Annotated in this window: 23 protein-coding genes and 1 pseudogene; 15 read left to right on the top strand and 9 right to left on the bottom strand. The window is 62.3% G+C overall.

Annotated elements, in window-relative coordinates; translation table 11 throughout:
• Positions 1 to 142: 142 nt before the first annotated feature.
• The gene (locus tag ATE64_RS21500; RefSeq protein WP_156416477.1) at positions 143 to 853 is read left to right on the top strand and encodes a hypothetical protein; all 711 of its coding nucleotides are present in this window, start codon (positions 143 to 145) and stop codon (positions 851 to 853) included.
• Here ATE64_RS21500 and ATE64_RS05545 read toward each other — a convergent pair.
• The gene (locus ATE64_RS05545; protein WP_058457405.1) at positions 850 to 1,383 is read right to left on the bottom strand and encodes a transglutaminase-like cysteine peptidase; all 534 of its coding nucleotides are present in this window, start codon (positions 1,381 to 1,383) and stop codon (positions 850 to 852) included. The genes ATE64_RS21500 and ATE64_RS05545 overlap by 4 nt on opposite strands.
• A gap of 172 nt (positions 1,384 to 1,555) precedes the next feature.
• On the opposite strand from ATE64_RS05545, the gene ATE64_RS21495 reads away from it, so the two are divergent.
• The 5 genes from ATE64_RS21495 (at position 1,556) to ATE64_RS05530 (ending at position 5,863) form a co-directional block, all read left to right on the top strand.
• Complete coding sequence (locus ATE64_RS21495) at positions 1,556 to 1,789, top strand: hypothetical protein (RefSeq protein WP_156416476.1); 234 nt, start codon at positions 1,556 to 1,558, stop codon at positions 1,787 to 1,789.
• Positions 1,790 to 3,127: 1,338 nt separating this feature from the next.
• The gene (locus ATE64_RS21490; protein WP_156416475.1) at positions 3,128 to 3,442 is read left to right on the top strand and encodes a hypothetical protein; all 315 of its coding nucleotides are present in this window, start codon (positions 3,128 to 3,130) and stop codon (positions 3,440 to 3,442) included.
• Positions 3,443 to 3,780: 338 nt separating this feature from the next.
• Positions 3,781 to 4,599, top strand: coding sequence for a hypothetical protein (locus tag ATE64_RS05540; protein ID WP_156418175.1), 819 nt, complete (start codon positions 3,781 to 3,783; stop codon positions 4,597 to 4,599).
• Positions 4,600 to 4,657: 58 nt separating this feature from the next.
• Positions 4,658 to 5,032 carry a hypothetical protein gene (locus tag ATE64_RS05535; protein WP_058457407.1) on the top strand — a complete coding sequence of 125 codons (375 nt, stop codon included), beginning with the start codon at positions 4,658 to 4,660 and terminating at the stop codon, positions 5,030 to 5,032.
• A gap of 3 nt (positions 5,033 to 5,035) precedes the next feature.
• Positions 5,036 to 5,863 (top strand): hypothetical protein, encoded by an 828-nt coding sequence (locus tag ATE64_RS05530; protein ID WP_231729042.1) that lies wholly within the window; start codon positions 5,036 to 5,038, stop codon positions 5,861 to 5,863.
• 55 nt (positions 5,864 to 5,918) lie between these two features.
• Here the strand turns inward: ATE64_RS05530 and ATE64_RS05525 are convergent, their stop codons facing one another.
• Positions 5,919 to 6,695, bottom strand: a complete 777-nt coding sequence (locus ATE64_RS05525) for a hypothetical protein (RefSeq protein ID WP_058457409.1) — start codon at positions 6,693 to 6,695, stop codon at positions 5,919 to 5,921.
• 124 nt (positions 6,696 to 6,819) lie between these two features.
• A complete protein-coding gene (locus tag ATE64_RS05520) occupies positions 6,820 to 8,457 on the bottom strand; it encodes a recombinase family protein (protein ID WP_082657588.1) in 1,638 nt (545 codons plus the stop codon).
• A 61-nt stretch (positions 8,458 to 8,518) separates the two neighbouring features.
• Here ATE64_RS05520 and ATE64_RS05515 point away from each other — a divergent pair.
• The 6 genes and pseudogenes from ATE64_RS05515 to ATE64_RS05490 form a co-directional block, all read left to right on the top strand.
• Positions 8,519 to 9,019: pseudogene (locus ATE64_RS05515) on the top strand (ATP-binding protein); the annotation flags it as partial.
• A 3-nt stretch (positions 9,020 to 9,022) separates the two neighbouring features.
• The gene (locus ATE64_RS05510) at positions 9,023 to 9,325 is read left to right on the top strand and encodes a DUF1905 domain-containing protein (RefSeq protein ID WP_058457411.1); all 303 of its coding nucleotides are present in this window, start codon (positions 9,023 to 9,025) and stop codon (positions 9,323 to 9,325) included.
• Positions 9,326 to 9,368: 43 nt separating this feature from the next.
• The gene (locus ATE64_RS05505) at positions 9,369 to 11,129 is read left to right on the top strand and encodes a GGDEF domain-containing protein (protein ID WP_058457412.1); all 1,761 of its coding nucleotides are present in this window, start codon (positions 9,369 to 9,371) and stop codon (positions 11,127 to 11,129) included.
• A 651-nt stretch (positions 11,130 to 11,780) separates the two neighbouring features.
• Positions 11,781 to 12,389, top strand: coding sequence for a hypothetical protein (locus ATE64_RS05500; protein ID WP_058457413.1), 609 nt, complete (start codon positions 11,781 to 11,783; stop codon positions 12,387 to 12,389).
• Positions 12,337 to 12,924, top strand: coding sequence for an RNA polymerase sigma factor (locus ATE64_RS05495; protein WP_082657587.1), 588 nt, complete (start codon positions 12,337 to 12,339; stop codon positions 12,922 to 12,924). The genes ATE64_RS05500 and ATE64_RS05495 overlap by 53 nt, the downstream gene beginning before the upstream one ends.
• Positions 12,921 to 13,244 (top strand): hypothetical protein, encoded by a 324-nt coding sequence (locus ATE64_RS05490; protein WP_058457415.1) that lies wholly within the window; start codon positions 12,921 to 12,923, stop codon positions 13,242 to 13,244. The genes ATE64_RS05495 and ATE64_RS05490 overlap by 4 nt, the downstream gene beginning before the upstream one ends.
• Before the next feature lie 19 nt (positions 13,245 to 13,263).
• On the opposite strand, the gene ATE64_RS05485 is transcribed toward ATE64_RS05490, so the two are convergent.
• The 5 genes from ATE64_RS05485 to ATE64_RS05465 form a co-directional block, all read right to left on the bottom strand.
• Positions 13,264 to 14,967 (bottom strand): flotillin domain-containing protein, encoded by a 1,704-nt coding sequence (locus ATE64_RS05485; RefSeq protein WP_058457416.1) that lies wholly within the window; start codon positions 14,965 to 14,967, stop codon positions 13,264 to 13,266.
• Positions 14,968 to 15,028: 61 nt separating this feature from the next.
• Positions 15,029 to 15,652 (bottom strand): YqiJ family protein, encoded by a 624-nt coding sequence (locus tag ATE64_RS05480; protein WP_058457417.1) that lies wholly within the window; start codon positions 15,650 to 15,652, stop codon positions 15,029 to 15,031.
• 41 nt (positions 15,653 to 15,693) lie between these two features.
• On the bottom strand, positions 15,694 to 16,431 hold the full coding sequence (locus tag ATE64_RS05475) for a hypothetical protein (protein ID WP_058457418.1): 738 nt from the start codon (positions 16,429 to 16,431) through the stop codon (positions 15,694 to 15,696).
• 2 nt (positions 16,432 to 16,433) lie between these two features.
• A complete protein-coding gene (locus ATE64_RS05470; RefSeq protein WP_058457419.1) occupies positions 16,434 to 17,645 on the bottom strand; it encodes a toxic anion resistance protein in 1,212 nt (403 codons plus the stop codon).
• A gap of 64 nt (positions 17,646 to 17,709) precedes the next feature.
• On the bottom strand, positions 17,710 to 18,669 hold the full coding sequence (locus ATE64_RS05465; protein WP_058457420.1) for a bile acid:sodium symporter family protein: 960 nt from the start codon (positions 18,667 to 18,669) through the stop codon (positions 17,710 to 17,712).
• 162 nt (positions 18,670 to 18,831) lie between these two features.
• Between ATE64_RS05465 and ATE64_RS05460 the strand changes: the two genes are divergently transcribed.
• Complete coding sequence (locus ATE64_RS05460; RefSeq protein ID WP_156416485.1) at positions 18,832 to 20,400, top strand: helicase HerA-like domain-containing protein; 1,569 nt, start codon at positions 18,832 to 18,834, stop codon at positions 20,398 to 20,400.
• Positions 20,397 to 20,837 carry a hypothetical protein gene (locus ATE64_RS05455; protein ID WP_058457422.1) on the top strand — a complete coding sequence of 147 codons (441 nt, stop codon included), beginning with the start codon at positions 20,397 to 20,399 and terminating at the stop codon, positions 20,835 to 20,837. The genes ATE64_RS05460 and ATE64_RS05455 overlap by 4 nt, the downstream gene beginning before the upstream one ends.
• 52 nt (positions 20,838 to 20,889) lie before the next feature.
• Here the strand turns inward: ATE64_RS05455 and ATE64_RS05450 are convergent, their stop codons facing one another.
• Complete coding sequence (locus ATE64_RS05450) at positions 20,890 to 23,592, bottom strand: M1 family metallopeptidase (RefSeq protein ID WP_058457423.1); 2,703 nt, start codon at positions 23,590 to 23,592, stop codon at positions 20,890 to 20,892.
• Between the two features lie 123 nt (positions 23,593 to 23,715).
• Between ATE64_RS05450 and ATE64_RS05445 the strand changes: the two genes are divergently transcribed.
• Positions 23,716 to 25,002 (top strand): cytochrome P450, encoded by a 1,287-nt coding sequence (locus ATE64_RS05445; RefSeq protein ID WP_058457424.1) that lies wholly within the window; start codon positions 23,716 to 23,718, stop codon positions 25,000 to 25,002.
• Positions 25,003 to 25,013: the final 11 nt, after the last annotated feature.

Here is a 25,013-nt window from a genome sequence, read left to right as displayed (position 1 = left end):
TGAATCAGGTTTCTGGATCAGGAATACCGCCTCAGATTATCCCAGACGTAGCAAATCAGCGTCTTGTCGTTAGCGGAGGTGGAGGCGGCGCGTTCCGTATGGCCGCAAGGGTATTGGAAGTTTAATCGCGATGGCTTGGGGGATGGAACTCTACAACGCCTACGGAAAACTCCAAATCGGCGCTTCGGCAGCAAATTACTATTGCATCCAAAAAGGGACAGTGACCGCCCCAGCTTGCGCGGTCGATGGAAGCGGCAATGCCACCAATTTCTATTTCAGTTCAGGTGCCGTCGAAATCACTCCCACAGTGGCATATGACATAATGGCTGTTCGAGGGCGTGGAGGCGCGCGGCCTCGCATTACGGATGTGGCCCCATCGACGGTAGCGGCGAACACCACAACAACCCTTCAAATCCAAGGAACAGGCGGCTTTGTCGATTGGTGGGTCTTCCGCAGCTACACAGCCTTGACTCCTTCAACTAGCGGCTTTGGTATGGAAATAGTCAATCCAGCAACAGGCAAGGTCAACTTCACGACGAAGCAGCCAAAAATCCTCAAATGCTCGAAATATGTGTTGCCTAGCCTTGGAGGAGTTGTCCCCGGCGGAACGGCTGGACTCGTGAACGTCACCCTACCAACTGGACGCGATTATGCCTTCTTCGCTTTTGGGACAGCGCAAACAATCTACGATCATTATGACGGTCTCATCAATCCACGCTTCTCTATGCGGGCAACAGCCGCATGGTCAAACGGCAACGTAGCATTCAGACGTGAAGCGATTGAGTTCTTCGCAGGAGGGGAAACCAGACAAGCTGGCTCAGGCGTTATGATGTGCGACGTGACAGGCTATTAGAGATATTCCTTGCCATTCCAGCCCAAAAACTGTCCCTCAGGATATGCTTCAATAGCTTCATATTTGTAACCACGACGCAAGGATTCATCCAGCGTTTCGATCCTCAAAACGCGAATGTCATACACATAACTGACCACCTTTTCGTTCTTAATAGCACGGATAACCAGAACAGCGTGAGGATCGCCCTTTTCTGTGGTCACAAGCGCGATCAACATCGAATCTGGAACGAAGCCTTCGTTGGCCATCATGGTGCGGAAGGTCTTTGCAAGGGTTTTGCAATCGCCGTAACCAACGTCACGCGCATCAGGCAACGAAGCCACGGTCTCGATAGGCAACGCTGCTACGCGATGGATAGGTTCAAGTGCCTTACGGTGCTGCTCCATCAACGCCAAATCGCCACTTTCCAAAGCGGTTGCGCTATTGGCAATCTCTACAATCGAATTGCCTAGCTTTACGGTTGTGCGGGCTTCGGCCGTAACACCCATCAAGCTCACTAGCGATGCAACGCCAATCATCAATTCCTTCATCATTTCCTGTCTCTCCTAAGTATGTGAACACTGTTCACATTACACTCTGGAGGGACACAAAACGATCTAAACCAGACGTATAATTACGCGATCATGTCTGATTTTCCGACATGAACGTGGGTGTTCTTCGGTATTTATAAATACAGAACAAACCACATTGAGAGGGCGACAAAGAATGACAGAACAAACAGAAGCAGCCGCATTGAGCAGCTTGATTGAGACTTTGGATTATGAGCTTGTTATGGAAGCAATCAGGGAAGCTGTCTTGGCTTCACAAGACTTCAATACTCGCCAGTGCTTGGATAGGCTTAGCATCGTTATAGGCGGCGATTTTCCACGCATCATCGCACGGCACAATGAGCTTACGGAAGAACCAATCGAGCCGATAAGCCCTGAACCAGAAGCCTAAGGATCAACACACTTCGGATAAATACCGATGTGATGAGCATATACCAAAGAGCAAAAACTATTTTCATTGATGGGCCAATTCGGCTCATCAATTATATCAAGGCTATGCGTCCTTCCAATATCAGGTGATCGAGCAATCTATTTCCTGATGTTGCCATATCCTTTTTTGCGCCAGATATAACACCTATCGCTTCATGCGGACGGAATATGTCAGTGGAATAGAAGCGCCATTTTTTTGATGGATGGACTTGGAATATCACTCGTTGCGTTTCTCCTAGATGATCGCTCTTGATATTTATCGGGATATGATTTTCGATGGCCTTGTTTGGCCTTACAATGGCTTGCCTTCGCTATCGCTTAGCAATCCAACATCATCGCATTGCTCGCACTCCAACTCGCTTACGCTCGTTTCCGTTTACCAATGCTCGATGTGATTTGTTTGGCTTTATCTTTTGATTAATTTCGATGATATGAATGATGATTTTTTTGGATTCTTTGATCCATGCGCTTAGGCATGGAGCAGATACATTTTTATCCCCCCTCCGCCCCACAAATAGAAACAGCTTTGATGGCTGGCCTTTTTCGTGAAACGGAAGGGGGATGATTATGTTTGTGAGGATCGCGTTATGCGCTTGAGTCCATCGCTTTCAACATACTTGGTCTGACGCTGCTTTCGCAGCCAAGGGGTCGCCCTGTCTTGTTTGCTGTCAGTTCATCTGTAATGCGGCGGTATGCAATGACGACCACCAAATCAGCCGTCACAGCACTGTAGGTCGTGCTTGTCAGCGCGTTGCCTACGTCCAGTCCTAGCCACGTTATTTCACCTACCAAACTGCCGTTTCAGTGCTTATCGTCGCCTAAGAGAGTGCATTTTTATACAAGTGCCATCTATGCTGTCGCCAGCATAACTCTGTCTTCTTGTTCGCGTGCTGCGCGCTCAACCATCTCGTCCTGAATTCGAGCTTGGGCTTTGTAAAAGCAGCAATGTCATTTTTGGATTTTTTGTGAAGAAGGAGATTTTTTGAAATCTCGTCTGCATCATCACCGCTGCCCAAAAAGCGGAAAGCAAAAAACGACGTGATCGCTCTTTTATGTTGATGCTTTGGGCACGATACAGCGGCGGAAAACATCGTTTTTTGCTTCATTTGTATTTAGTAATTATGCAAAAAAATGTCGCGAAAAGCGATTTTTCCTGGCCCGCGAAGGCGCGCGGCCAAAAACGGCCAATTTGGCGCATGTGCTCAGATGGGTTTGTTGCCGTTCAGTGCGCGCAATCGTCAATCAGCTTGGGTGCCATCGTGAGAGCGTATATACGGCGTTGAATTCAAAGGGGGCTTGAATGAAGGAATGGTGGGCTAAGCGGACAGGTGGCGAACGGGTGTCCATTATCATCGCGACACCGGGTTTGCTGCTTATGGTGGCTGGTCTGGTGATAGGCAGTCTCAGATACGTTGGCATTCTTCCGCCTGCACCGCCCGTCCATATCACTCCATATGCTGAGCGTCCGAAGTTCGACCGTGTTCAATGCTGGAGAGACGAGACTGAGAAACGATACGGCTATGGCGCGTCATTCCCTGAGCTTGATGAGGATGCTCGTTTCAGGATCATCCGTGAATGTAGCTATCAACGAGATGAGTTTTACGGGGTCAGATAGCCCGGAAAAAAGCTCGATTCTGGCGATTTCATGGTTTTGGGTATGAAAAACGCACCCTTTTCTGCGGGTTTGAAGGGCATGAAAACAGCGATTTTCACGGTCAGCTATAGCACATGGGCCTTGGTTGCCTGACATCGCCCAAATCGCTCGAATTCACTGAAAAGCCCGCCAAAACCGAGATTCTGACGGGCTAGTTGTAAAAAGACCTCTGCAAGGAGGAAAGCGAGCATTGCTCGCATTTGTATTTAGCAGTTGGCGGCATAAATGCGCCAGAATGACCGATTTTTATAAATATAGATGTGGCGGAGACCACACTTGTTTATTTTAATTGAGGTCACATGATTATGTCGATATATATTTCCCTATTCCACCGTTTAGGTGGCAATCACAAAGCTCAAAAGGTCGAAGCAATCGATCCTACCTATCCCGCTATATCATTCCGTAAATTCATCAAGGCACAGGCCAATAGAGTGGGCGAACCGCGTCTTTGGAATATGTCCAGTTGGAATGGCTCGCATCATATGAGCAATTTCGTTGAGGCATCTGCCGTTGCGCTAGAATACAAAGAAGGCGAGAGAGCAGCGGTTAGCGCGGTCCTAAATCAGCTAGGCTCTAAGTGCTTTGTCATCGACACAGTGAACGGCTTTGCCGTCATCTTCCCGTTGTCTGTCCCCGCTGCTGCTGGGCAATACACGCGCCTTGCGTCGGTCCTTTCAACGATCATAGGGTGCTACAATCTGATAGGCGGATGCCAAGCAGGCACGTTCGCTTTCTATCCAACCGATACGGCAAAGGTCGTTGAGATTGGGTCCGACGTGATCGACACGCCTAACTTCATCCATCAGACTTTTGAGCTGGATGCTGACATAGGGCAATGGTTCAAGGATAAGCCAACGAAGGCTGCTATGGCGTCTTCCCAACAGGCAAAGGCATCATACCAATCAGCCATCACGACAGCCTCAGTAAGCATGAGCGCGTCATCTCCTGCTCGATGTGCGTCAGCGCCAGCGATTGCTATCTCAGGCCAACCATCAGGCCGCTTCGATGACCTGTTTGAGAAGATGGATGACAGGGTTGGACGCTTAGAAGCCCAGATGACCAATGTGGAAATGCTCGTCAGCTACCTTGGCAAGAAGGGCGGGGAAGCACAGGCCTAGCGTTAGGGCGAAATTAAGCCTGAACGGATAGTGGCTGGCATCTCAAAGGGGGTTCGCAATGACTGCTACAGCTTTGATGGCGGCGGCCGCGGCGTTCAATCTGATATGCTCTGGCACCGGATTGACCGTGGTTGGCACAGGGCCAAGCGCCAAAACCACGTCTGACGACTTTACCATGGTGTATCGAATTGATCTGGATGGCCGTCGCTATTGCATGGATAAGTGTGAAAGCACGTCGCAGCTCGAAGCCGTTACGGACACGGAATTGGTCTTCAAATATCTCAATAATTCGGAGACGCTGGCCTCTTTCGTGAAGGTCAACAGGGAAAGCGGTGCTTATCTCTCAACGATCAAGATCGGTTCATTCACGAGCATGAGGTCGGGCACTTGCGTCCCTGCGCCATTCACCGGCTTCCCAGCCCGTAAGTTCTAAGGGATGAAGCGCATTGCTGGCCTGTTCCAAAATATGGGGGATGGAATGAAAAATACCTTTCTTGGCGTGCTGCTCGTTGCTGCGCCAGCCGCTGCTCAAGCTCAATCGACGTGCGCGTCCTATGTAGGAACAACGGTCGCGCCCCTGACATTCGATCAAGCCGTTGGGAGCATCAAGCCTGTGGCGCCCAAGGGCGAGTTCGAAACCAGCGATGCTTATCAGGCGCGCCTTGCTTCATCTGGCGGTTCTGGCCCCCTCATAATCTCCAAGAAGATCGAAGGTGCTCAATACCTGGCCTACAATGCCGACGCGGGCGCATTTGAGGTGAAGTCCTATCTCTTTGACAACACCAATTTCAGTGCATGGGACACCTTCTACTACGCCAAGGTAACGTCGCCCAAGGCCAGCACGATGGGCAATCTGGACGTCACAATATCGAGCAGCGAGGTCGAAACGGGCACATACTCTGCTCAGAACGGCTTTGGCGCCAAAACCACGGTGACGAAGATAACGCGCACGGAAAAGGCCATCTTTGAAGGCGAACCAGCTCGCTACAACGACAACCTGTTTATCTCAGACAAGGATGCTGTCGTTGGACGGGTGCCAATGAGCGTAGCGGAAGCGCAGGCGTTTAAGCCGCAAGCGAAGATCGCAATCGTCGCCGTTCCCAAACTACCTTACGTGGTTCGCGCGACTTATCCCTATGGCGATACGACGATCAGCAACCCCACAGACGTGACGGTCAATGCTACGGTTCTCGTTGCTGACATTCAGTGCGGATTGTTGATGAACGGGACCAATCAGGTCGTGGCTGCGTTCCCCACACGGTAGACGCGAGAAGGCCCGCTCAGCATGTCATTGGGCGGGCTTTTCTGTGGCTTCGCGATTATGTGTCGTATTCAGCCAGCAGCTTCAATGCCGCAGCGGTTTGGTTAAGCTGGAACTCTGCCACCTGCTTGTCGATCGTGCGCGGTGTTGCTCCTTGTCCGTGGCCACCTGCCTTGTTGCGGACCACGTTGACACCGCCTTCTAGGATCGTCCGTAGGCCTGTGAATTCTGTGCTCATGTAGGCAGGGATAAACTGATGGTCGAAGATCGCTTTGACGAGGTCCTTCACCGTCGATTTTTCGGTTATCTCAGTCCATCCACGCTTGGCAGCGATGATCTTCATCAAGCTCTCAAACGCATTGCAGCAATCGTGAATGCAGTCCTCATAGTCGCCCTGGCGGAACTCTGTGTGCGCCTTGCGGAACTCTTGATTGACCGTCGCATATTGCGGGTCAGATAGAAGTCCGAGCACTGGCACGACCACTTCCTTGTGGACGTAAGTTGAACCAATCTCGATGATCTGACCGCCCTCAAACTGGAAGCCAAAGCCATCTTCAAGCATGTAGGCATTGAGGGTCTTGATTATCGATTCTCGCTGTTCATGGCCACCGAACGTGGGCGATATCTTCATCACGATATTCAAAAAAACCTCGAGGCCCGTTAGAGAAAAATCTAGATCCTCTTCACTCTGAAACCAAAGACGAAATTCAGAAGATGCGGCATTGTTGATGACGTAATCCGCTAAACAAAATACCTTCATCTCCATACGCATGATCGATACTGCGGCGGTATATATCGTTTCGTAGTTTGCATCCTGATAAGTCATGGCAGCCATGTGCCATCGATGGAACAGGGACAAGCGACAGGCAGCACGACGCTTTCGTTGCACCCAATGTCACGTAAAGCGGGCAACGCTGGTTCCTACGGACGCTGAGCCAACGATCAACTGGCTTCCTAGCTCAGAGGACCAATGGAAATATCTGGTGAGCAGATTGCGCCGCTAGGGTCTGTTCGCCTTCCAACAGCGTCCCTGCATCATCGAACAGCCACCAAGCATTTTCGTTAGACCAAATCCGAAAGGTGTCGTTCGGCAAAATGTCGATACGATGGAGCAACCGCCTCAATGCGATGTTGACCCGCCCGCGAGTGTAAGTCCTAATCTCGTCATCATCGCTGATAAGCTCGTCACGCAAGCTGTCCACTAGGGCAATGTCGTCATCGTTCGACGGCTGCGCGAGTTCGATGGCAAGCTGCTTTTGCCATTCATCAATCTCGGCTGCTTGGCGTTCCATATCTGCTTCTAGCTTCTCGATCCTCTGGACGAGTGCTTTTGAACCGCCGTCAGCCACGGCATCAATGAGGTTGTCTAAGCGCGATTGATTGGCATCTTTGAGCCGTGCCAGCTCAGCGATCTTTTCACTGAGTTCATTGGCAGCACGGTTGTTCGTCGGCTTGTCCACCAGAAGCGGGAGCAATTCGTCCAGCACGGTCTTTTCGATCACATCGTAGTTGAGGATCGTCTGGTTGTCGCAGTTATGCTTTCTGCGGGCGCGGTCACAGCGCATCTTTCGATATGTCTTACGGCGGTAGTTGACCACCTCGCCGCTGACCTTGGTGTATTTTTGGACGGTATCGGTTGTGTGGTTGAAATGAGCGCCGCCGCCACATTCTGAGCAAACAACGAGTTGGCTAAGCAGGTTCCGATTTCGATTGGTGCCCGTCCGCTTTTGGTTGCCCTTTCTCATTCCTAAGGCAGCTTGGGCTAGATTGAACTTCTCTGCGGTGACAGCCTGAGGGTAAAAATCGGTTGCCAGTATGCGGCCATCGCTTGTGACATATTCGCCCAACACGGTGCGCTTGGTGAGCAGCCGATAGATATAGCTATAGAACCAGCCATTGACGTTCCGCTTATGGTAGATGCTGGTCCAGCTTGGCTCTCCACGCTCATTCAGAATGGTGACAATCCGATGGATGCCGACGCCATTTATGTAGAGGTCGAAAATCTCGTTGAGCACCTTCGTTCGGTGTTCATCTAGCACATAAGCGCCATCAACGCGCTTCACCCAATTGGGCATATGTGGGACTTTTTCAGGCTTTTGGTTGCCGTTCTCGATTGCGTTAAAGCGGTCGTCCCAACTGGCCTTCGTGCGCTTGCTCTTCTTGTCGCTTTCATCATACGCCTGCTGGGCAAGGATGATGACTTTGAACAAGTCCATCATGTCGCTGTTGTTAGCAGCCTGATAAATGTGGCTATCGTGATAGGTGGCGACGTCAACGCCAGCTTCGTTGAGGGACCAGATAAGCTGAGCAGCCGCCTTGGCTCCCTGTCTGCTCAAACGGTCGATGTTTTCAACGACTAGGACTTTGCCACGATGGAGGCCATTTCGTGCCTCCAGTTCAAAATCGTGAAGGGCTGACCCTTCCAAACGATTTGCGCCGTGGAATGCGCTTCGCCCTTCGTCTGTGATGGTCTTTTCAACCAACCAATCACGATTGGCAGCAAATTCAATTGCCGTGGCTTTCTGTCGTTCTAGGCTATAGCCCTTGCTTTGTTCTGCGGTGCTAAAACGAGCGTATATGATTGCATTCTGGGTCATCTTGGGTTCCGCTTACAGGACAGCCGTTAACGGATTTTGTTCTACATGCGTCGCAAATTGGGTCCAGCTCGTCGCGGCGATGAACCCGTGCCGCTGCGGCCACCTCGGCGACCCCGCGCTCGCGTGCAGCCGCGCGCCGCGCTGCGCCGCCGACTATCAGGCGAAGCTGTCGGGGCCGTTGCTCGACCGTATCGACCTGCATGTCGAGGTCGAGGCGGTGCGCGCCGCCGACCTCGTCCTGCCGCCGCCCGCCGAGGGCAGCGCCGAGGTCGCCGCGCGCGTCGCGGCGGCGCGCGATATCCAGACCGCGCGCTACGCCGACCACAAGGCGCGCACCAATGCCGAGATCGACGGCGAACTGCTCGAAGCCGTCGCGACGCCCGACGAGCCCGGCCGGCAGTTGCTGGCGCAGGCCGCCGAAGCGATGCGCTTGTCGGCGCGCGGCTATACGCGCATCCTGCGCGTGGCGCGGACGATCGCCGACCTGGCGGGGGCGGACGCCATCGGCCGCATCCACATCGCCGAAGCGCTGAGCTATCGGCGGCAGGCGCCGCGGAACTGAGGCATGGACGAGGATATCGCATTCGAGGCCGAGGTGATCGAATGGCGCGGCCCCGCGCCTTATCTGTTCGCGGTCGTGCCCGACGCGCATGTCGCCGACATCCGCTATGCCGCGCTCACCGAAAGCTATGGCTGGGGGGTCGTGCCGGTGGTCGCGCGGGTCGGGTCGACCGAATTCACCACCTCGCTGTTCCCGCGCGACGGCGGCTATCTGGTGCCGGTCAAGGTCGCGGTGCAGCGCGCCGAAGCGATCGGTCGCGGCGACCGGATCGCGGTCCGGCTGCGCGTCGGGCGGCCGCGCGGCTGACGCCGGTAAAGATTTTCGAAGATTTTCATGCAATAGGAGGCACATGACTGCGGGGGGCAATCTGTGGACGATGCTGCGCGGCCGCCTTGTGCCGGGGCTGGCGATGCTCGTCTGCGCCCTGTCGGCGGCGCCGTCGCGCGCCGAAACGCTCAAAGTGGGTGCCCCGCTTTGCCATGCGCAAAGCCCGCTCGCCCTGCCCGATGCCGGTCTTCGCTCGCTGGTCTTTTCCTGCGCCGGCTCGCCCGCCGGATACCATAAGGCGAGCCTCTGGCTGCGCGCCGCGCCGGAGCGCGGGCAGCGCTGGCGCGGCGATGCCGCCTTGATGATCCACCAGTCGCGCTTCGACCGGCTCGCGGTCGCCTTCACCTATGCCGACGGGCAGACCCGCTGGCAGCAGGTGCGTCAGGGGGACTATGGCTCGCACTGGCGCGCGGGCGGGCAGATATTGTTCGAGGCGCCCGAGCGGACGGTACCGCTGACCGCGGTGACAATGCGCTTCGACCGGCTGGCGAGCGTGGACCTGCTCCGCGCGCGCCTGATCCCGAAGGGGGACGCGATCGTCCAGTCGACCGGCATGGCGATCGCGATCGGCGCGGCGCTGACCCTGCTGCTCGTCAGCGGCATCTACAGCCTGTCGCTCGCGGTCGCGGTCCGCCGCTCCTATCTCGCGTGGCAGGCCGGCTGGTCGGCGACGATGCTGCTGTGGGGCGCGGTCTGGTCGCAGGCGCATCTCGGCCTGCTGCCGGGGCTCGCCGGCACCGCGTCGGCCAAGATCGGAACCTTCCTCGCCTGCCTCGCGATCGCTATCGCCACCGCCAGCGCCGTGCTCGCCATCGACGCGCGGCTCGTGGCGCGGCGCCTGCGACTGGCGGCGCTCGCGCTCGGCGGGTTCGTCGGCGTCGTCGGCGTGCCGCTGGCGCTGATCCGCAGCGAAAATCTGGCGTGGTGGGGCGATCTGCTGGGGTTGGTCATCCTCGCCGATCTCGCCGCGGTCGCCGCCTGCCTCGGTATCGCCTGGCGGCGCGGGTCGGTCGAGGCGCGCGATTTCCTCGCCGCCTGGTGCCTGCCGATGGCGGTGCTTGCCTTTATCCATATCGTCGATGTCGACGACAGCCTGTGGGGCGGCGGGTCGAAGGTCATGGTCCTGCTCGCCGCGACCTGGCAGGCGCTGTGGCTGTCGGCGTCGGCGACGCGGCGACTCGCGCAGCTGCGGATCGAGCGCGACCGCGCGCGCGCGGCGGAGGCCTTTGCGCAGCAGCTCGCGCGCCGCGATCCGCTGACCGGGCTGCTCAACCGCCGCGGCTTCGTCGAGAGCGTGACCCCGCTGCTCGACCGCGCGCACGCCGATGATCTGGCCGCCGCGCTGCTGGTTGTCGACATCGACCGTTTCAAATCGATCAACGACGTCCATGGCCATGACGCGGGGGACGCCGTGCTGTGCGAGGTCGCGCGCCGGATCGAACGCTGGGAAGGGCCGATGTGCTCGGTCGCGCGCCTCGGCGGCGAGGAGTTCGGCCTGCTGACCGTGGGCATGGAAGGGATGGTGCTGGCGCGCTTTGCCGAAAGCGTGCGGCGCGGCATCGCCGCCTGCGACCATAGCGTCGTGATCGGCGAGGGGAGTGTGACCGCGAGCGTCGGCGTCGCCGAAGTGCGGCCCGCAAGCGATTTCCAGCAGCTCTACCGGCTCGCCGACGAAGCGCTGTACGACGCCAAGCGCAGCGGGCGCGACTGCGTCGTCATCCAGCGCTGCCTCAACGACCCGCCCGGCGAAGCGCCGGGCCGCGAGGCCGCGCTTTCGAGCTGAGACGCGGATCGCGCCGAAACGCCGTGTCGGGGACGTCATGTCGATCGCGGGGTGGCGCGACGGGGTTCGGGCATCGGCTCCCCTCGGCGCCGATCTGGATCGGATGACAGGAAGCGACCGGTTGTGCACGTGACGGCCAACCTAATCCGTTCGCATCGAGCGAAGTCGAGATGCCCCCCGGCTAGGCGCAAGGCTGCCGGGTGTCTCGACTTCGCTCGACACGAACGGAAATAGGGGACGGTCTGGAAACCACCCCAATTTAGACGTCCCCTCTTCGTCATCCCGGACTTGATCCGGGATCCAGCGCGGCGTTGAAGTCGTGGACCCCGGATCAAGTCCGGGGTGACGAATATTTGGAATCCACCCCATTTCCGACATTGGCGAGACCAGGTGGCGGCGCGCACGCTTGTACTGGAACGATCACCTCCTGCCCCCAACCAAAATTGGGCCCGAATAGCCGTGGCCCAAAAAAATATCGCCCGGCCTGCATCCGATTGGCGCCGCGACGCCGTCCAGTCGATGATCGGCGCGATGCCGGTCCTGGCGGCGGCTCCGCGCGGGCTCGGCTTGCGTTCCCCGGCGCAGCCGTCCCGCCTTGCCGGGAGCCGCCGCCTGTGGTTTCACACGCCCCGGGCGTGAAGGAGAAAGAGAATGAGCTATTTGCTTGCCGCCGCCGCCGCCACAGCCGCCGCGGTTCCCGCCGCGCCGGTGCCCGCCGCAAGCGTTACCGTGCCGGTCGCGCCGGGCGAGGTGATCAGCGCCGCCGACGTCGCCGCCTATATCGACCCGCGCGACATCGCCTCGTTCATGCCGCCGCCGCCGCCGACCACCGAGCTGGTTGCGGTAAGCGACAGCTTCTTCAACCTGCTCGAGAATATCACGATGGTCGCGCTGTTCGTGATCGGCTTCTTCCTGCTCGCGCGGCTGCTCCATGCGTGGATGCTACACCGTTCGATCCGCCGCGCGCTCGAGGCAAAGTCCGACGCGGCGCTGCCGATGATCGACAAGCTCAACAAGCCCTACGAGCAGCTTGGCATCGGGTTCGGCAAGTCGGGCGACGCGCCCGGCGACGACCGCAACGGGCTGGTGCTGCTGGCGATCGGGCTCGCGATGGCGGGCTTCGGGCTGATCCAGGGGCATGAGCAGCTGATCCGCCTGTCGGCGGGCGCCGCGCTGTTCCCCGCCTTCGTCGGCGCCGCGCTGCTCTATCGCCGCCGCCTCGCGCGCGCGGCCGCCGCCGAGGAGCGCGGCGCTGCGTGACGGTGAAGTTGCCGCGGATGCCGATTGGGCGCTCAACCAGCGCGTTGCCGGGGGAGATCGCGCCGCATTCCAGCTCCTCGTGCTGCGGCACGAGGGGCGATTGCGGAGCTTCCTGTCGCGCGTCGCGGGGAGCGATGCCGACGATCTGGCGCAGGAGGCGTTGGTGCGGGCCTGGAGCCGCGCGCGCGATTATCGGGGGCAGGGCAGCTATGGCGCGTGGGTCATGGGGATCGGCTGGCGGCTTTTCCTCGACCAGCGCCGCACGGCGCGGCGGCGCGAGGGGCTGGCGGCCGGCGAAGATGTCCCGACGTCGAGCGATCCGCGGCCGGCAAGCGACGCCGCGATCGACGCCGAACGCCTGCTCGCCGGCTTGTCGCCGCAGGAACGCGCCGCGCTCACCCTGTGCTTCGGCCATGGCTGCTCGCACGGCGAGGCGGCCGAGATCATGGGGGTGCCGCTCGGTACGCTCAAATCGCTGGTCTTGCGCGGGCGCGCGAAGGCGCAGAAGATGATCGGCGAAGGAGGCGCATCATGACGCAGCCCGACGAGGCTTTCGACGCGATGCTGGGCGCGGCGCTGGCACCACCCGAGCGGCCGGGCGACCGCGCGTTTCTGGTCCGCGTCGAGCACCGGATCGACGCCGAGGCGGCGCTGGCGCGCGCCGAGCGCCGCTTCTGGAAGAGTTTCGGTTTCGAGGCGCTGGCGATCGGCGCGTTGCTCGCGGCGCTGTGGCTGCTGTCGTCGTCGGACCTGCTCGCGCCGCTCGCGGGGCCCGCGCACTGGGGCCTTGCGCCGCCGCTGCTGCTGGTCCTCGCGCTGTGGTTTGCGGGGACGCAGCGGCTGCGGCGGCTTTGACGGCGAATGGGACGGGCGATCAGGTCTCTTCGTCGTCGTCCTCGACCGGCGGCGGCGGTGCCGCGCGGCGACGGCTCGGCTTTTCGGGGGCTTCGGCGGCGGGCAGCTCGGCGGGTGTGGCCGCCGCGCCCTTGACCAGCGCGTCGAGCGAGCCGCCGTCGAAGCCGAGTTCCTTCATCAGACTGTCGATCACCGGCGCCTGCGCGCGGTAGGCGAGCGCTGCCGACACCGCGTTGCTGGCGAGGTTCCCGCTGCCGCCTTCGCCGGCCGCGCCGCCGCCCGCCGACTGGCTGATGCCGTCGACCTGGACGATCTTGATCGAATCGATCGCCTCCATCGGCTTCGCTGCCTCGCGCACGACCTCGGGCAGCACCTTCAGCAGCGCCATCTTTGTCTGGAGCGAGATCTGGCTTGAGGAGAGGATGTTAGCCGCCTCGTTGATCGCGCGCTGGCCCGCGGCCTCGACCTCGAAGCGCACGCGCGCAGCCTCGGCGCGCAATTTCTCGGCCTCGGCCTCGCCCTCGGCTTCGAGGCGGAGCGCCGAGGCGCGGTTCGCTGCGGCTTCCTTTTCGGCCTCGGCCTGCACCTTGACCGAGATTGCCTGCCGTTCGGCTTCCTTTGCGGCCTCGATCAGTTCGATGCGCTTCGAGCGCTCGGCGACCTCCGTCTCGCGCGCTGTCGCGACCTGCTCCTCGGCGGCGACCGCCAGCGCGCGCGCATTGTCGGCTTCGGCACGCGCCTGGCTTTCCTCGCGGCTCTTGTTCTGGATCAGGATCTGCTGTTCCTGCCGCGCGAGTTCGATCGCCTGCTCCTGCGCGATCCGCGCCTCCTCGATCGCGCGGTCGGCCTCGATCTGCTTGGCGTCGATCAGTTGCTTCGCCGCGATGCGGGCGTTTTCGGCCTCCTGATTGCGCTGCGCCTGTTCGCGCGCGATCTCGGCGGCCTGCTCGGCGCGGCGCACCTCGATCTCGCGCGACTGGCTGAGCTTGGCGAATTCTTCCTCGCGCTGGATCGCGAGCGACTTCTGCTCGGCCTCCAGATTCTTCGTCTCCATCTGGACGCGCGTGTCCTGTTCGATGTCGTTGCGCGTCTTCTTGCGCATCTCGATCTGCTCGGTCAGCTTGGTCAAACCCTCGGCGTCGAAGGCGTTGTTCGCGTTGAAATGCTCGATCGAAGTCTGGTCCAGCCCGGTCAGCGACACCGATTCAAGCTCGAGCCCGTTCATCGCGAGGTCGTTCGAGCTGACCTGCTGCACCTTTTGCACGAAGTCGGCGCGCTGTTCGTGGAGCTGGTTCATCGTCATGCCCGCGGCGACCGAGCGCAGCGCGTCGACGAACTTGCCCTCGACCAGATCCTTCAGCGCCTCGGGCTGCATGGTGCGCAGGCCGAGCGTCTGCGCAGCCATCGCGATCGCGCTGCCGTCGGGGCGGACGCGGACGTAGAATTCGGCCTTCACGTCGATACGCAGCCGGTCGAGCGTGATCAGCGCGTCGGTGTTCTTGCGTTCGACCGCGAGGCGCACGGTATTCATGTTCACCGGCATCGTCTCGTGCAGCACGGGCAGCACCAGCGCGCCGCCGTTCATCACGACGCGCTCGCCGCGAAAACCGGTGCGGACGAACGCGATTTCCTTGGTGGCGCGGCGATAGAGCCGCGTGATGATGAGTCCCAGGATCAGGAGGACGGCAAGGCCGATCCCCGCGTAAATGCCAATTTCAATCATGGACTGTTTTAACCCCCGATTCGCGCTTCCAGAGTTGGAAGGTCATGCGCGAATATTAGGGTTAGTCGAGCCGGGGTAAATAAAAATCGCCCTTGGAGTAACCCTTGAACAATTCGCCTTCGCGTTTGACCAGCAATAGTTTTTCCCCGGTCTGGAACGACTGGCCGGGACTGTCGGGTTCGACCATGATTTGGTGGATTTGCCCGTGATGGTCGGTCACCGTCGCGCGCGCCGGATGGCCCTCGCGCGCGATGCCGATGCTGATTTCGGCATAGAGGCCGATCAGTTCGTCGCGGTCGATCGCGGTGGTTTCGAGGCCGGGAAAAATCCTTCCGACGAGCCGCGCGGCGACGCCGGTCGGCGGCAGCGCGGCGACGGCGGTCAGCGGCACCATCAGCAGGTTCGAACCCGGCCCGCCGGTGAGGCCGGTCATGAGTTGCTGGAGCCCGAGCCCGATCGCGCCGAACAGCGCGAGGAAGAGGACGAGCCACATCAGGAAGGGGACGCGCCCGATCCCGGCCCAGGCGAGCAGCGCGTCGGCGACGCCCGCATCGCCGTCGGCATCGATATCCATCCCGTCGATGTCGCCGAACAGCCCCGTCGCCTGTACCGTGCCGATCAACAGCATCAGCAGCAAGGCCGAACTGAAGAAGACATTTTCGGACGCGAGCAGCTGATCGAACATCAGGGTCTTGTGGCGTCGGGCTTCGCGCTTGGCAAGCGGCGCTAGGACCGGTTGTCCTGGAGCGGTTCCTCGCCCTCGATTCCCTGATATTTGAGTTGGAGATAGCGTTCGCGCGTCGCGAGCTTGTCGAGTTCGCCCGCGGCGAGGCTGCGCGCGGCGTCGCCGATTTCGCGTTCGAGCATCGTGAGCCCGCCGACGAGCGTTTCGTCGGGGGTGCGCCCGGCATGGGCTTCCTTGCGGAGGCCCGCGGGAATGCGCTGATAGCCCGCGACGAGTTCGGGCAGGTCTTCGCCGACGAGCTTGCGGATGTTCGCCGCCGCCGGGCTCGACGCGTCGAGCGTCTGGAGCTGCGGCGCGAGCAGGTCGAGCTGGACGCCGATGCCGTCGACGAGCTGGCGCGCCGGCGCGGGGAGTGCGGGGCGCTGCGCCTCGAGCCAGATCTCGGTGCGGCCTGCGAGCTGTTTGAGGTCGGCCTTGGGCAGATCCTGCTGGCGCGGCTCGGGAAAGGGCGGCCATTTGCCGAACAGCACCGCGACGCCGATCAGCAGCACGAACAGCGCGAGCAGGCCGGTGAAGCCCAAAGGCTGGATCAGCGCGCCGAACAGCGCCGCGCCGATCAGCACGATGCCGCCCGCGACGAGGACGCGGCCGAGCTTCCTGTAGAGATGCTGGCGGCGCAGCGCGACGCTTTTGGTGCCGATCGGACGGCGCCGCTCGCGCGACCGTTCGATCGCCGAGGCGGCCGAGAGCCGGACCTGATCGACTTCGCTCATCGACATCGTCAGCCCTCGATCGCGGCGAGCGGACTGCCCTCGCCGCCGACGCTCGCCTGCGCTTGCGATGCACCCTCGGCGCGCGCGATATAGCCTTTCGACTTGGCGACCTCGCCTTCGAGTGTGGTCACGGTCGTCTTCATCGTGTCGAGCGCCTTGAGCTTGAAGGTGTCGATCGCGTCCATCGTGTCGTAGATATTCTGGAACGCGCGCTGCAGCGTTTCCATCGGGATGGTGCTCGATGCCGCCTGCTCGTGGATGCGCGCCGTGTTGTCCTTCAGCATCTTCGACGTGCCGTCGATGATGTTCGCGGTCGTGGTGTTGAGCGCGGTGATCTGTTCGAGGACGAGTTTCTGGTTCGTCATCGCCTGCGCGACGGTGATCGCGGTCTTCAAGGCGCCGACGGTGGTCGTCGAGGCGCGGTCGACCCCCTTCACCAGCTCGACATTGTTCTTCTTGACGAGGTCGAGCGCGAGATAGCCCTGCACCGTCACCGCCATCTGCGTGAGCAGATCCTGGGTGCGCTGGCGCGCGTAGAAAAGCGCATTTTCGCGGATGATTTTCGCCTTGGCGGGATCGCTGCCGTCGAGCTCGGTCGCCTTCGCCTCCAGCCGCTCGTCGAGCGTCTTGGCGATGTGGATCATCTGTTCGAGCTTGCCCATCGATTCCCACATCTTGCGGCGCTCGACGTCGATCGCGGCATTGTCCATCAAGAGCTCGTCCTTGCCGTTCGACAAGGCGGTCAGGATGCCGCCGATATGCGTCTGCGCGCTGCGGTACTGCGCGAAATAATTGTTGATCTTGCTGCCGAAGATCTTGTCGAGGAAGCCGCGCTTGCTGAGCAGCTTGCCGTTCGCCGAGGGGTCGAGCCGTTCGACCGTGGTACGGAGTTCGATGAGGCTCTGGCCGATGTCGGTGTCGCGGTCCATCGCGCGGATCGGGCGGTCGAGGAACCGGTTGCTGTGGCCCGCCGCCTCCAGCATTTCCTTGCGGCCCATGTTGGTGATCTGGTCGACGCGCTTGCCGAATTCGGGCGAATTCTCGTCCTGCGCGACGAGGTCGTCGATGAAGCCGTCGACGCGCTCCTCGAGCTTCGATTTCTGTTCGCCCGACAGCGGGACAAGGCCCGCGGCCTTTTCGGGCGCGACGGCGGGGACGGGTTCGGGCGGCGTCAGCGTCAGTGTTTCGGGTGCGGTGGCCGTCGCGGTCTCTTCGCTCATTCCTGTTCCTTCCAACCCCTATGCCGCCAAACTATATGGCATGCAGTCCTGTGTTATTCAAGCACTACACCTCTTGACGCCGCGCGAGCACGGGCGCGATCCACGCCGAGAGGATCAGCTGCGCCATATGATAGACGAGGATCGGGACCAGCACCATGCCGGCGGTCGCGGGCGGGAAGAGCGTCGCGGCGAGCGGGGCGCCGACCGCGATGCTCTTTTGCGCGCCCGAGAAAAGCAGGGTGATCCGGTCGGCACGGGCGAGCTTCAGCAGCCCGCCGAGCGCCCAGGCGCCGCCGAACGAGAGCGCCAGCAGCGCGGCGACGGCCGCGAACACGATGCCGATCTCGCGCCCGTCGAGCAGGCCCCAGATGCCCGCGACGACCGCGGCCGAGAAGGCGACGTAGACGGCGATGGCGATCGCGGTGCGGTCCATGAAGGTCGCGAGGCCGCGGTTCGCGAGCACCCACGGACGCAGCCAGCGCTGGACGAGCTGGCCGGCGATGAAGGGCAGCAGCAGGATCGCGACGATGCGTAGCACCGCTTGCCCGTGAATCGCACCCTCGGCCCCCGCGAGCGCGGCGAAAAGCAGCGGCGAGGCGGCGACGCCGGTGAGGTTGAGCAGTGCGGCGGCGACGACACTGGCGGCGACATTGCCGCCGGCGAGGCTGCTCGCGGCAGTCGCCGACTGGACGGTCGAGGGCAGAATGCCGAGGAAGAGGAATCCCAATGCGAGGGTGGCGGGCAGGACGGGCGCGGTCGCCGCCTGCGCGGCGAGGCCGAGCAGCGCCATGACGCCGAAGCAGAAGGCGAGCGCGCTGCCCTGCAGCTTCCAGTTTCGGATGCCGTGGAGCACCTCGTCGCGCGGCAGGCGGACGCCGTTCAGGAAGAAGAGAAAGACGATCGCGGCGGTCGACAGCCCCTGCGCCACCGGCACCGCAGCGCCGCGCACCGGCAGCAGGCTGGCGAGCAGGAGCGTCGCGAGCAGGACGGGGACGAAACGGTCGGGGAAGAGGCGCGAAAGCATCGGGCCAGCGATGGCGCGATGCGGCGGGGTTGGCAAGGCTTGTGGCGTGCGCCCGTCGCGCGCGGCTTTGCCGATTGCCTGACCTTGTCCGCCGCACTAGACCATTGATCGGGTGCCCGAATGGAGGAATGCAGAGTGAGCGACGGCAGCGAAGCGACCGAAATCTACATCGGCCTCGGCGGCGGCGGAGCGCCCGACGGGCCGCGCCAGTCGCTGGTGCTGAAGCGGGCGAACCGCCACGGGCTGATCGCGGGCGCGACCGGCACCGGCAAGACGGTGACCTTGCAGGGCCTGGCCGAGGGCTTTTCGGCGGTCGGCGTGCCGGTGTTCGTCGCCGACGTGAAGGGCGACCTTGCCGGAATGGCGATGGCGGGCAGCCCGACATCGAAGCTGCACGAGATTTTCGCCGCGCGCGCCGCCGAGATCGGCGACAGCGATTGGGCCTATCACGACAATCCGGTGATCTTCTGGGACCTGTTCGGCGAGCAGGGGCATCCCATTCGCACGACGATTTCGGAAATGGGACCGCTGCTGCTCGCGCGGCTGATGGGGCTCAACGAGGTGCAGGAAGGCGTACTCGCGATTGCCTTCCGTGTCGCCGACGAACAAAATCTGCTGCTGCTCGATCTCGGCGATTTGCAGGCGATGCTCGCCTGGTGCGCCGAGAATGCCGACGAACTGACGACCAAATATGGCAATGTGTCGAAGGCCACGGTCGGCACGATCCAGCGACAGTTGCTGACGCTCGAAAGCCAGGGCGGCGACCATTTCTTCGGCGAGCCCGCGCTCGACATCCAGGACATGATCCGCACCGACGAGAATGGCCGCGGCTACCTGAATATCCTCGCCGCCGACAAGCTGATGGCCAGCCCGAAGCTCTATGCGACCTTCCTGCTCTGGCTGCTGTCGGAAATGTTCGAGACGCTTCCGGAGGTCGGCGATCCCGACAAGCCGAAGCTCGTCTTCTTCTTCGACGAGGCGCATCTGCTGTTCGACGACGCGCCGCCCGCGCTGACCGAAAAGATCGAGCAGGTCGTCCGCCTGATCCGCTCGAAGGGGGTCGGCGTCTATTTCGTCACGCAAAACCCGATCGACGTCCCCGAGACGATCGCCGGCCAGCTCGGCAACCGCGTCCAGCACGCGCTGCGCGCCTTCACCCCGCGCGACCAGAAGGCGGTCAAGGCAGCGGCCGACACCTTTCGCCCCAACCCCAAGGTGAATGTCGAACGCGAGATCACCGAGCTGAAGGTCGGCGAGGCGCTCGTCTCGCTGCTGATGGCCGACGGTGCGCCCTCGCCGGTCGAGCGCACGCTGATCAAGCCGCCCTGCTCGCGCGCCGGCCCGCTCGACGCCAGGGAGCGCGCGATCATCCAGTCGATCTCGCCTGTTGCGGGCAAATATGACACGGCGGTCGACCGCGAAAGCGCCGAGGAATTGCTTGCCGCCAAGGCCGAGCAGGCGCAGGCGGCGGCGGTCGAGGCGAAAGCGCAGGCCGAGGCCGACAAGCAGGCCGCGATCGCCGCGAAAGAAGAGGCGAAGCGCAAGGCCGCCGAGGAGCGCGTGCGGCTGCAACAGGAAAAGGCGGCGGCGCGCGAGGCTGCGAAGCCGTCGATGGCCGACAAGATGATCCAGTCGGCGGCGCGGTCGGCGGCGACCAGCCTCGGCCGACAGGTCGCGGGCAAGTTCGGCGGGCAGCTGATGCGCGGCATTTTGGGCAGTCTGTTCAAATGAGCGAGGCGGCGGCGATGGAAGCGAGCCTGATCGCCGCCGCCGGCGCGGATATACGCCTGCCGCTGTTCGAGAGCTTCTTCGCGGCCTTTCCCGAGCGGCGCGCGAGCTTCATCTCGGTCGATGCCGCGTCGCGGCGAATGACCGACGAGACGTTCGAAATGATGCTGGGCCTCGCAAAGGGCGAGGCCTGGGTCTGGCCGCTGGTGACCGAACTGGTGTTCACGCACCGCAGCTATGGCGCGTTGCCGATCGCCGAATATGACGCCTTCATCGACATGACAGTCGAGGAGCTTGGCAGCGCGGCCGGGAGCGAATGGACCGCAGAGGCCGCCGCGGCATGGCTGCGCCACGCCGACGCGCTGAAAGCCATGATCCGCAAGGCGCGCAGCGAATGGAAGAGCGCAATGCCCGCGGGAGCGCCGCAGCTCGCCGAATAGCGATTCCCGTCATCCGCGCGAAGGCCCGGATGACGGGATCGGCCACCCAACCCTAGTTGCCCTTCAGCCAAGCCGCGATTTCGCCCTTGATGCGCGGGCGGCTGGCGCCGCGTTCCTTCAGGCTGGCGATCGTCTTGTCGTAGGGCTTGCGGGCGTCGGCGGGCAGCGGCGCCGCAATCGCTTCGAGCTTCGCGATCATCGCCGGGTCGTTCGACCAGGCGGCCAGCGCGGCGACGAAGCGCGCGCGCGACGCGGCGTCGATCAGCCCGTCGACCGCGGCGCGGTTCGCCTGCGCGAAGTCGACCGCCAGTTCGGGGTGGGTGCGCGCGACCGTGCTGATGATCGCGGCGCTGACGGTCTTGCCCGGCTCGTCGGTGAGCGCGAGCGCCAGTGCGCGCTTCGCGAGCGCGGCATCCTTGGCATTGCCGAGCCTCGTGTAGAAGGCGCTGCGTTCGACCGCCGATTTCGATGCTTTCGCCATCGCGCGCAGCTTGTCCCATTCGGCCGCGCTGGCGTTGGCTGCGACGATGCCGATCCAGCGCGACTTCAGCGGGCCGTCGAGCGCGGCGGGATCGCGGTCGAGCCTTGCGAAGCGGCGCCGCGCCTCCGCCAGCACCGCCGGGTCGCCCATCGCGCCGAGCGAATCGAGCAGGTCGGAGCGCAGGATCGCGTCGAGCGCCGGCTCGCCGGGACGGGGGTCGAAGCCGAGGCGCGCCATCGCGGGCGACAGCGCGGCGCTGGCGCGCGCGGCGACCTGTCCCCGCAACGCGGGCTGGTCGTCGAAATAGTCGTAGAGGATTTCGTAGCGGCCGGCGGCTTCGGCAAGCACCTTCTGGTTGGCGTCCTTCGGCGTCGCTGCGAGCAGGCCGAGCGCGGCGCCCATCGGCTGGTAACCGGCGTTGGCGAGCGCGAAATTGTCGCCGAGCAGCCCGAGCTGGTCGATCGGGGCGAGCGCCGCGAACCGGCCGCGCAAGGCGGTGAGCGCCGCGGGCGAATAGAGGGTGCGATAATAGCCCGCCTGCCCGGCGTTGATCAGCACCGGACCGCAGCCGGGCAAGGTCAGCGTACCGGCGCCGCCCGACACCACCTGCCGCGCGATCGCGCCCTTGCCGGCTTGTGCGAGCACGGGCACCTGCCAGCGGCGTCCCTGCGCCTCGATACTGTCCTTGCGGTCGCGCGAAAATTCGCCCTGCGTCAGCGCGACGGTCGTGGTGCCGCCCGTGCAGCTCACAGCGCCGACGCGGAGCAGCGGGATGCCCGGCTGCCCGGTGAAGTCGTGCGCGATCGCCGTCAGGCCCTTGGCGCCTGCGGCCTCGACCGCGTTCCACAGGTCGTCGGTGCGCGTGTTCGCATATTTATGCTTCGCCATGTAGGCGCGGAGGCCATCGCGCCACACATCCTCGCCCGCATAGGATTCGAGCATCGTGATGACGGCTTCGCCCTTTTGATAGGTGATCGCGTCGAAAGCCTGATTGGTATCCTCGACGGTGCGGATCGTCTGGACGATCGGGTGCGTCGTCGCGAAGGCGTCGAGCCTCATCGCGCGCTCGCGCCCGCCGACGCGGTCCAGCAGCGGCTGCCAGTCGGGATGGAAATGGTCGGTCGACTTGGTTTCCATCCAGCTCGCAAAGCCCTCGTTGAGCCAGAGATCGTCCCACCATGCCATCGTGACGAGATCGCCGAACCACTGGTGCGCGACCTCGTGCGATTGCGTCGTGTAGATCTCCTGCCGCGTCGCATCGCTGGTGATCTTCGGGTCGTCGAGCAGGATGCGTTCGAAGGTGAAGATCGCGCCCCAATTTTCCATCGCGCCGAAGAATTGCGACTGGCCGGGCCCCGCGACATTGTCGAGCTTGGGCAGCGGATAGGGCTGACCGAAATAGTCGCTGTAGTAGGTGAGCAGCGGGCCGAGGCTGTCGAGCGCGAAGCGCGCCTGCTCGCCCGAGCCCTTTGGCGAGACGATGCCGACCTCGGCGCCGCTTTCGCTCTTCGCCGCGAGGCGTTCGAACTGGCCCGTCGCGAAGAAGAGGAGATAGGACGACATTTTGGGCGAGGTCCGGAACACGACCTTTTTCCGCCCGCCTTGGGCCGGGGTTTCGCTCGCCACTGGCATGTTGCTGACCGCGAGGTCGCCCTCGGGCACGGTCACCGCGAGGTCGAAGGTCGCCTTGTAGCTCGGCTCGTCGAAGCTGGGGACGAAGCGGCGCGCGTCGGGCGCCTCGAACTGGGTGAAGAGCCCGCGCACCTCCCTGCCCGTCGCCTTGTCGGGATAGTCGAGCGCGAAGAGACCGTTCGCCTGCGTGTTGATGACGCCGGTGTAGGCGGTGGTCAGGCGATAGCGGCCGGGCGCGAGCGGCGCGGGGGCAGTGAAGGTCGCGGTCTGCGCCGCGGCATCGGTCGCGACGGTCAGCGGAACCGACTTGCCGTCGGCGCCGGTGAGGGTCGCGCCGGCGAATTTGAGGTCGAGCGCGTTGAGCGTCAGCGTCGCCGACGCTTCATAGAGCTCGATGTCGATCGCGGCCTCGCCGGCGAAGGTCAGCGCCTGCGCATCGGGGGTGACGCTGATCGCATAGTGCAGCGGGCGCGCGATTCGGGGCAGCTGGCTGGGGACGCTGGCGTCGAGCGGGGCGCCGGTGAAGGCGGGCGCGGCGGCGACCGGCGCGGCGGGGGCGATTCCAGGCTGTGCGGCGCAGGCGGCAAGCCCGAGCGACGAGACGGCGGCGACGAGCAGATGGCGAGTCGGATATTTTTTCATGATGGCGATCCCCGATATGGTTTGCGCGCGCCTAAGCCCACGTCCGGCTTTGCGCAAAGACAAGTTTCGGTGGATTCGCGACAAGTCTCGACAGACGACAGGAGTTGGGGCAGTTTTGGTTTCATGACAAAACCTATATTGCCCGGAGAGGTATCCGCCGCCGTCGTCAACCCGGTTGCCTATGGCGATTGGGAACCCCTTCACGAGCAGCTCGCGTGGGCGCGTGCCAACGCGCCGCTCGCGGTGGCCGAAAACCCCGATTACGATCCCTTCTGGCTGGTGACTCGGCACGCCGACATCATGGCGATCAGCCGCGATCCGCAGCGCTTTGCGAACGGCATCCGCCCGACCGTGCTCACCAACCGCGACGGCGAAGCCCTGGCGCGCGCCGCGACACCCAACAATGACGGCCACCTCATTCGTTCGCTGGTGCAGATGGATGCGCCCGACCACATGAAATACCGCCTGCTGACGCAGAGCTGGTTCATGCCGAAGAATCTGAAGATCGTCGAAGACCGCATCCGCCTTATCGCGCGCGAGACGGTCGACCGGATGCTGGAGGCAGGCGGCGAGACCGATTTCGCCCGCGACGTCGCGGCGCATTATCCGCTGCGCGTGATCATGGATATTCTGGGCGTTCCGCCCGAGGACGAGCCGCGGATGCTGATGCTGACGCAGCAATTGTTCGGATCGACCGATCCCGAACTCAACCGCAACAAGGTCGAGATCACCAGCGCCGAACAGGCGATCGCGATGCTGCATTATGTGATCGCCGATTTCGAGACCTATTTCCGCGAACTCACGGCCGACCGCCGAACGAATCCGCGCGAGGATATCGCGACGGTGATCGCCAACGCGATGGTCGGCGGCGAACAGATCCCCGACCGCGAGCTCGCCGGCTATTATATGATCATCGCGACCGCGGGGCACGACACGACGAGCGCCTCGACCGCGGGGGCGATCATGGAGCTGGCGAAGAACCCGGCGCTGTTCGAACGCTTTCGCGATGCCGGGACCGACAAGGCGGGGCTGATCGAGGAAGCGATCCGCTGGACGACCCCGGTGCAGCATTTCATGCGCAGCACGCGCGAGGACGTCGAGATCGGCGGGCAGACGATCCCTGAAGGCGACTGGCTGATGCTGAGCTATGTCTCGGGCAACCGCGACGAGGAGGTTTTCGCCGATCCCTTCACCTTCGACCCCGACCGCGACAAGAACCCGCAGATCGCCTTCGGCTTCGGCGCGCATGTCTGCCTCGGCCAGCATCTCGCGCGGATGGAAATGCGGATCATGATGGAAGAGCTGTTGCCGCGGCTGAAAAAGCTGGAACTGGCGGGCGAGCCGGCGCGGGTCGAATCGGTGTTCGTCGGCGGGCTGAAGCGGCTGCCGATCCGGTTCGAGGCGGCGTAGGGTCCCTACTC

The organism is Sphingopyxis sp. H073, assembly GCF_001468395.1.
Lineage (GTDB): Bacteria > Pseudomonadota > Alphaproteobacteria > Sphingomonadales > Sphingomonadaceae > Sphingopyxis.
Note: the sequence above shows the minus strand (reverse complement) of the source record. Positions and strands in the feature narration are given on the sequence as shown.

Coding starts and splice junctions, on each gene's coding strand:
- ATE64_RS21500 (WP_156416477.1), top strand. CDS start 143: ATGGAACTCTACAACGCCTACGGAAAACTCCAAATCGGCGCTTCGGCA.
- ATE64_RS05545 (WP_058457405.1), bottom strand. CDS start 1,383: ATGATGAAGGAATTGATGATTGGCGTTGCATCGCTAGTGAGCTTGATG.
- ATE64_RS21495 (WP_156416476.1), top strand. CDS start 1,556: ATGACAGAACAAACAGAAGCAGCCGCATTGAGCAGCTTGATTGAGACT.
- ATE64_RS21490 (WP_156416475.1), top strand. CDS start 3,128: ATGAAGGAATGGTGGGCTAAGCGGACAGGTGGCGAACGGGTGTCCATT.
- ATE64_RS05540 (WP_156418175.1), top strand. CDS start 3,781: ATGATTATGTCGATATATATTTCCCTATTCCACCGTTTAGGTGGCAAT.
- ATE64_RS05535 (WP_058457407.1), top strand. CDS start 4,658: ATGACTGCTACAGCTTTGATGGCGGCGGCCGCGGCGTTCAATCTGATA.
- ATE64_RS05530 (WP_231729042.1), top strand. CDS start 5,036: ATGAAGCGCATTGCTGGCCTGTTCCAAAATATGGGGGATGGAATGAAA.
- ATE64_RS05525 (WP_058457409.1), bottom strand. CDS start 6,695: ATGGCTGCCATGACTTATCAGGATGCAAACTACGAAACGATATATACC.
- ATE64_RS05520 (WP_082657588.1), bottom strand. CDS start 8,457: ATGACCCAGAATGCAATCATATACGCTCGTTTTAGCACCGCAGAACAA.
- ATE64_RS05510 (WP_058457411.1), top strand. CDS start 9,023: ATGGACGAGGATATCGCATTCGAGGCCGAGGTGATCGAATGGCGCGGC.
- ATE64_RS05505 (WP_058457412.1), top strand. CDS start 9,369: ATGACTGCGGGGGGCAATCTGTGGACGATGCTGCGCGGCCGCCTTGTG.
- ATE64_RS05500 (WP_058457413.1), top strand. CDS start 11,781: ATGAGCTATTTGCTTGCCGCCGCCGCCGCCACAGCCGCCGCGGTTCCC.
- ATE64_RS05490 (WP_058457415.1), top strand. CDS start 12,921: ATGACGCAGCCCGACGAGGCTTTCGACGCGATGCTGGGCGCGGCGCTG.
- ATE64_RS05485 (WP_058457416.1), bottom strand. CDS start 14,967: ATGATTGAAATTGGCATTTACGCGGGGATCGGCCTTGCCGTCCTCCTG.
- ATE64_RS05480 (WP_058457417.1), bottom strand. CDS start 15,652: ATGTTCGATCAGCTGCTCGCGTCCGAAAATGTCTTCTTCAGTTCGGCC.
- ATE64_RS05475 (WP_058457418.1), bottom strand. CDS start 16,431: ATGTCGATGAGCGAAGTCGATCAGGTCCGGCTCTCGGCCGCCTCGGCG.
- ATE64_RS05470 (WP_058457419.1), bottom strand. CDS start 17,645: ATGAGCGAAGAGACCGCGACGGCCACCGCACCCGAAACACTGACGCTG.
- ATE64_RS05465 (WP_058457420.1), bottom strand. CDS start 18,669: ATGCTTTCGCGCCTCTTCCCCGACCGTTTCGTCCCCGTCCTGCTCGCG.
- ATE64_RS05455 (WP_058457422.1), top strand. CDS start 20,397: ATGAGCGAGGCGGCGGCGATGGAAGCGAGCCTGATCGCCGCCGCCGGC.
- ATE64_RS05450 (WP_058457423.1), bottom strand. CDS start 23,592: ATGAAAAAATATCCGACTCGCCATCTGCTCGTCGCCGCCGTCTCGTCG.
- ATE64_RS05445 (WP_058457424.1), top strand. CDS start 23,716: ATGACAAAACCTATATTGCCCGGAGAGGTATCCGCCGCCGTCGTCAAC.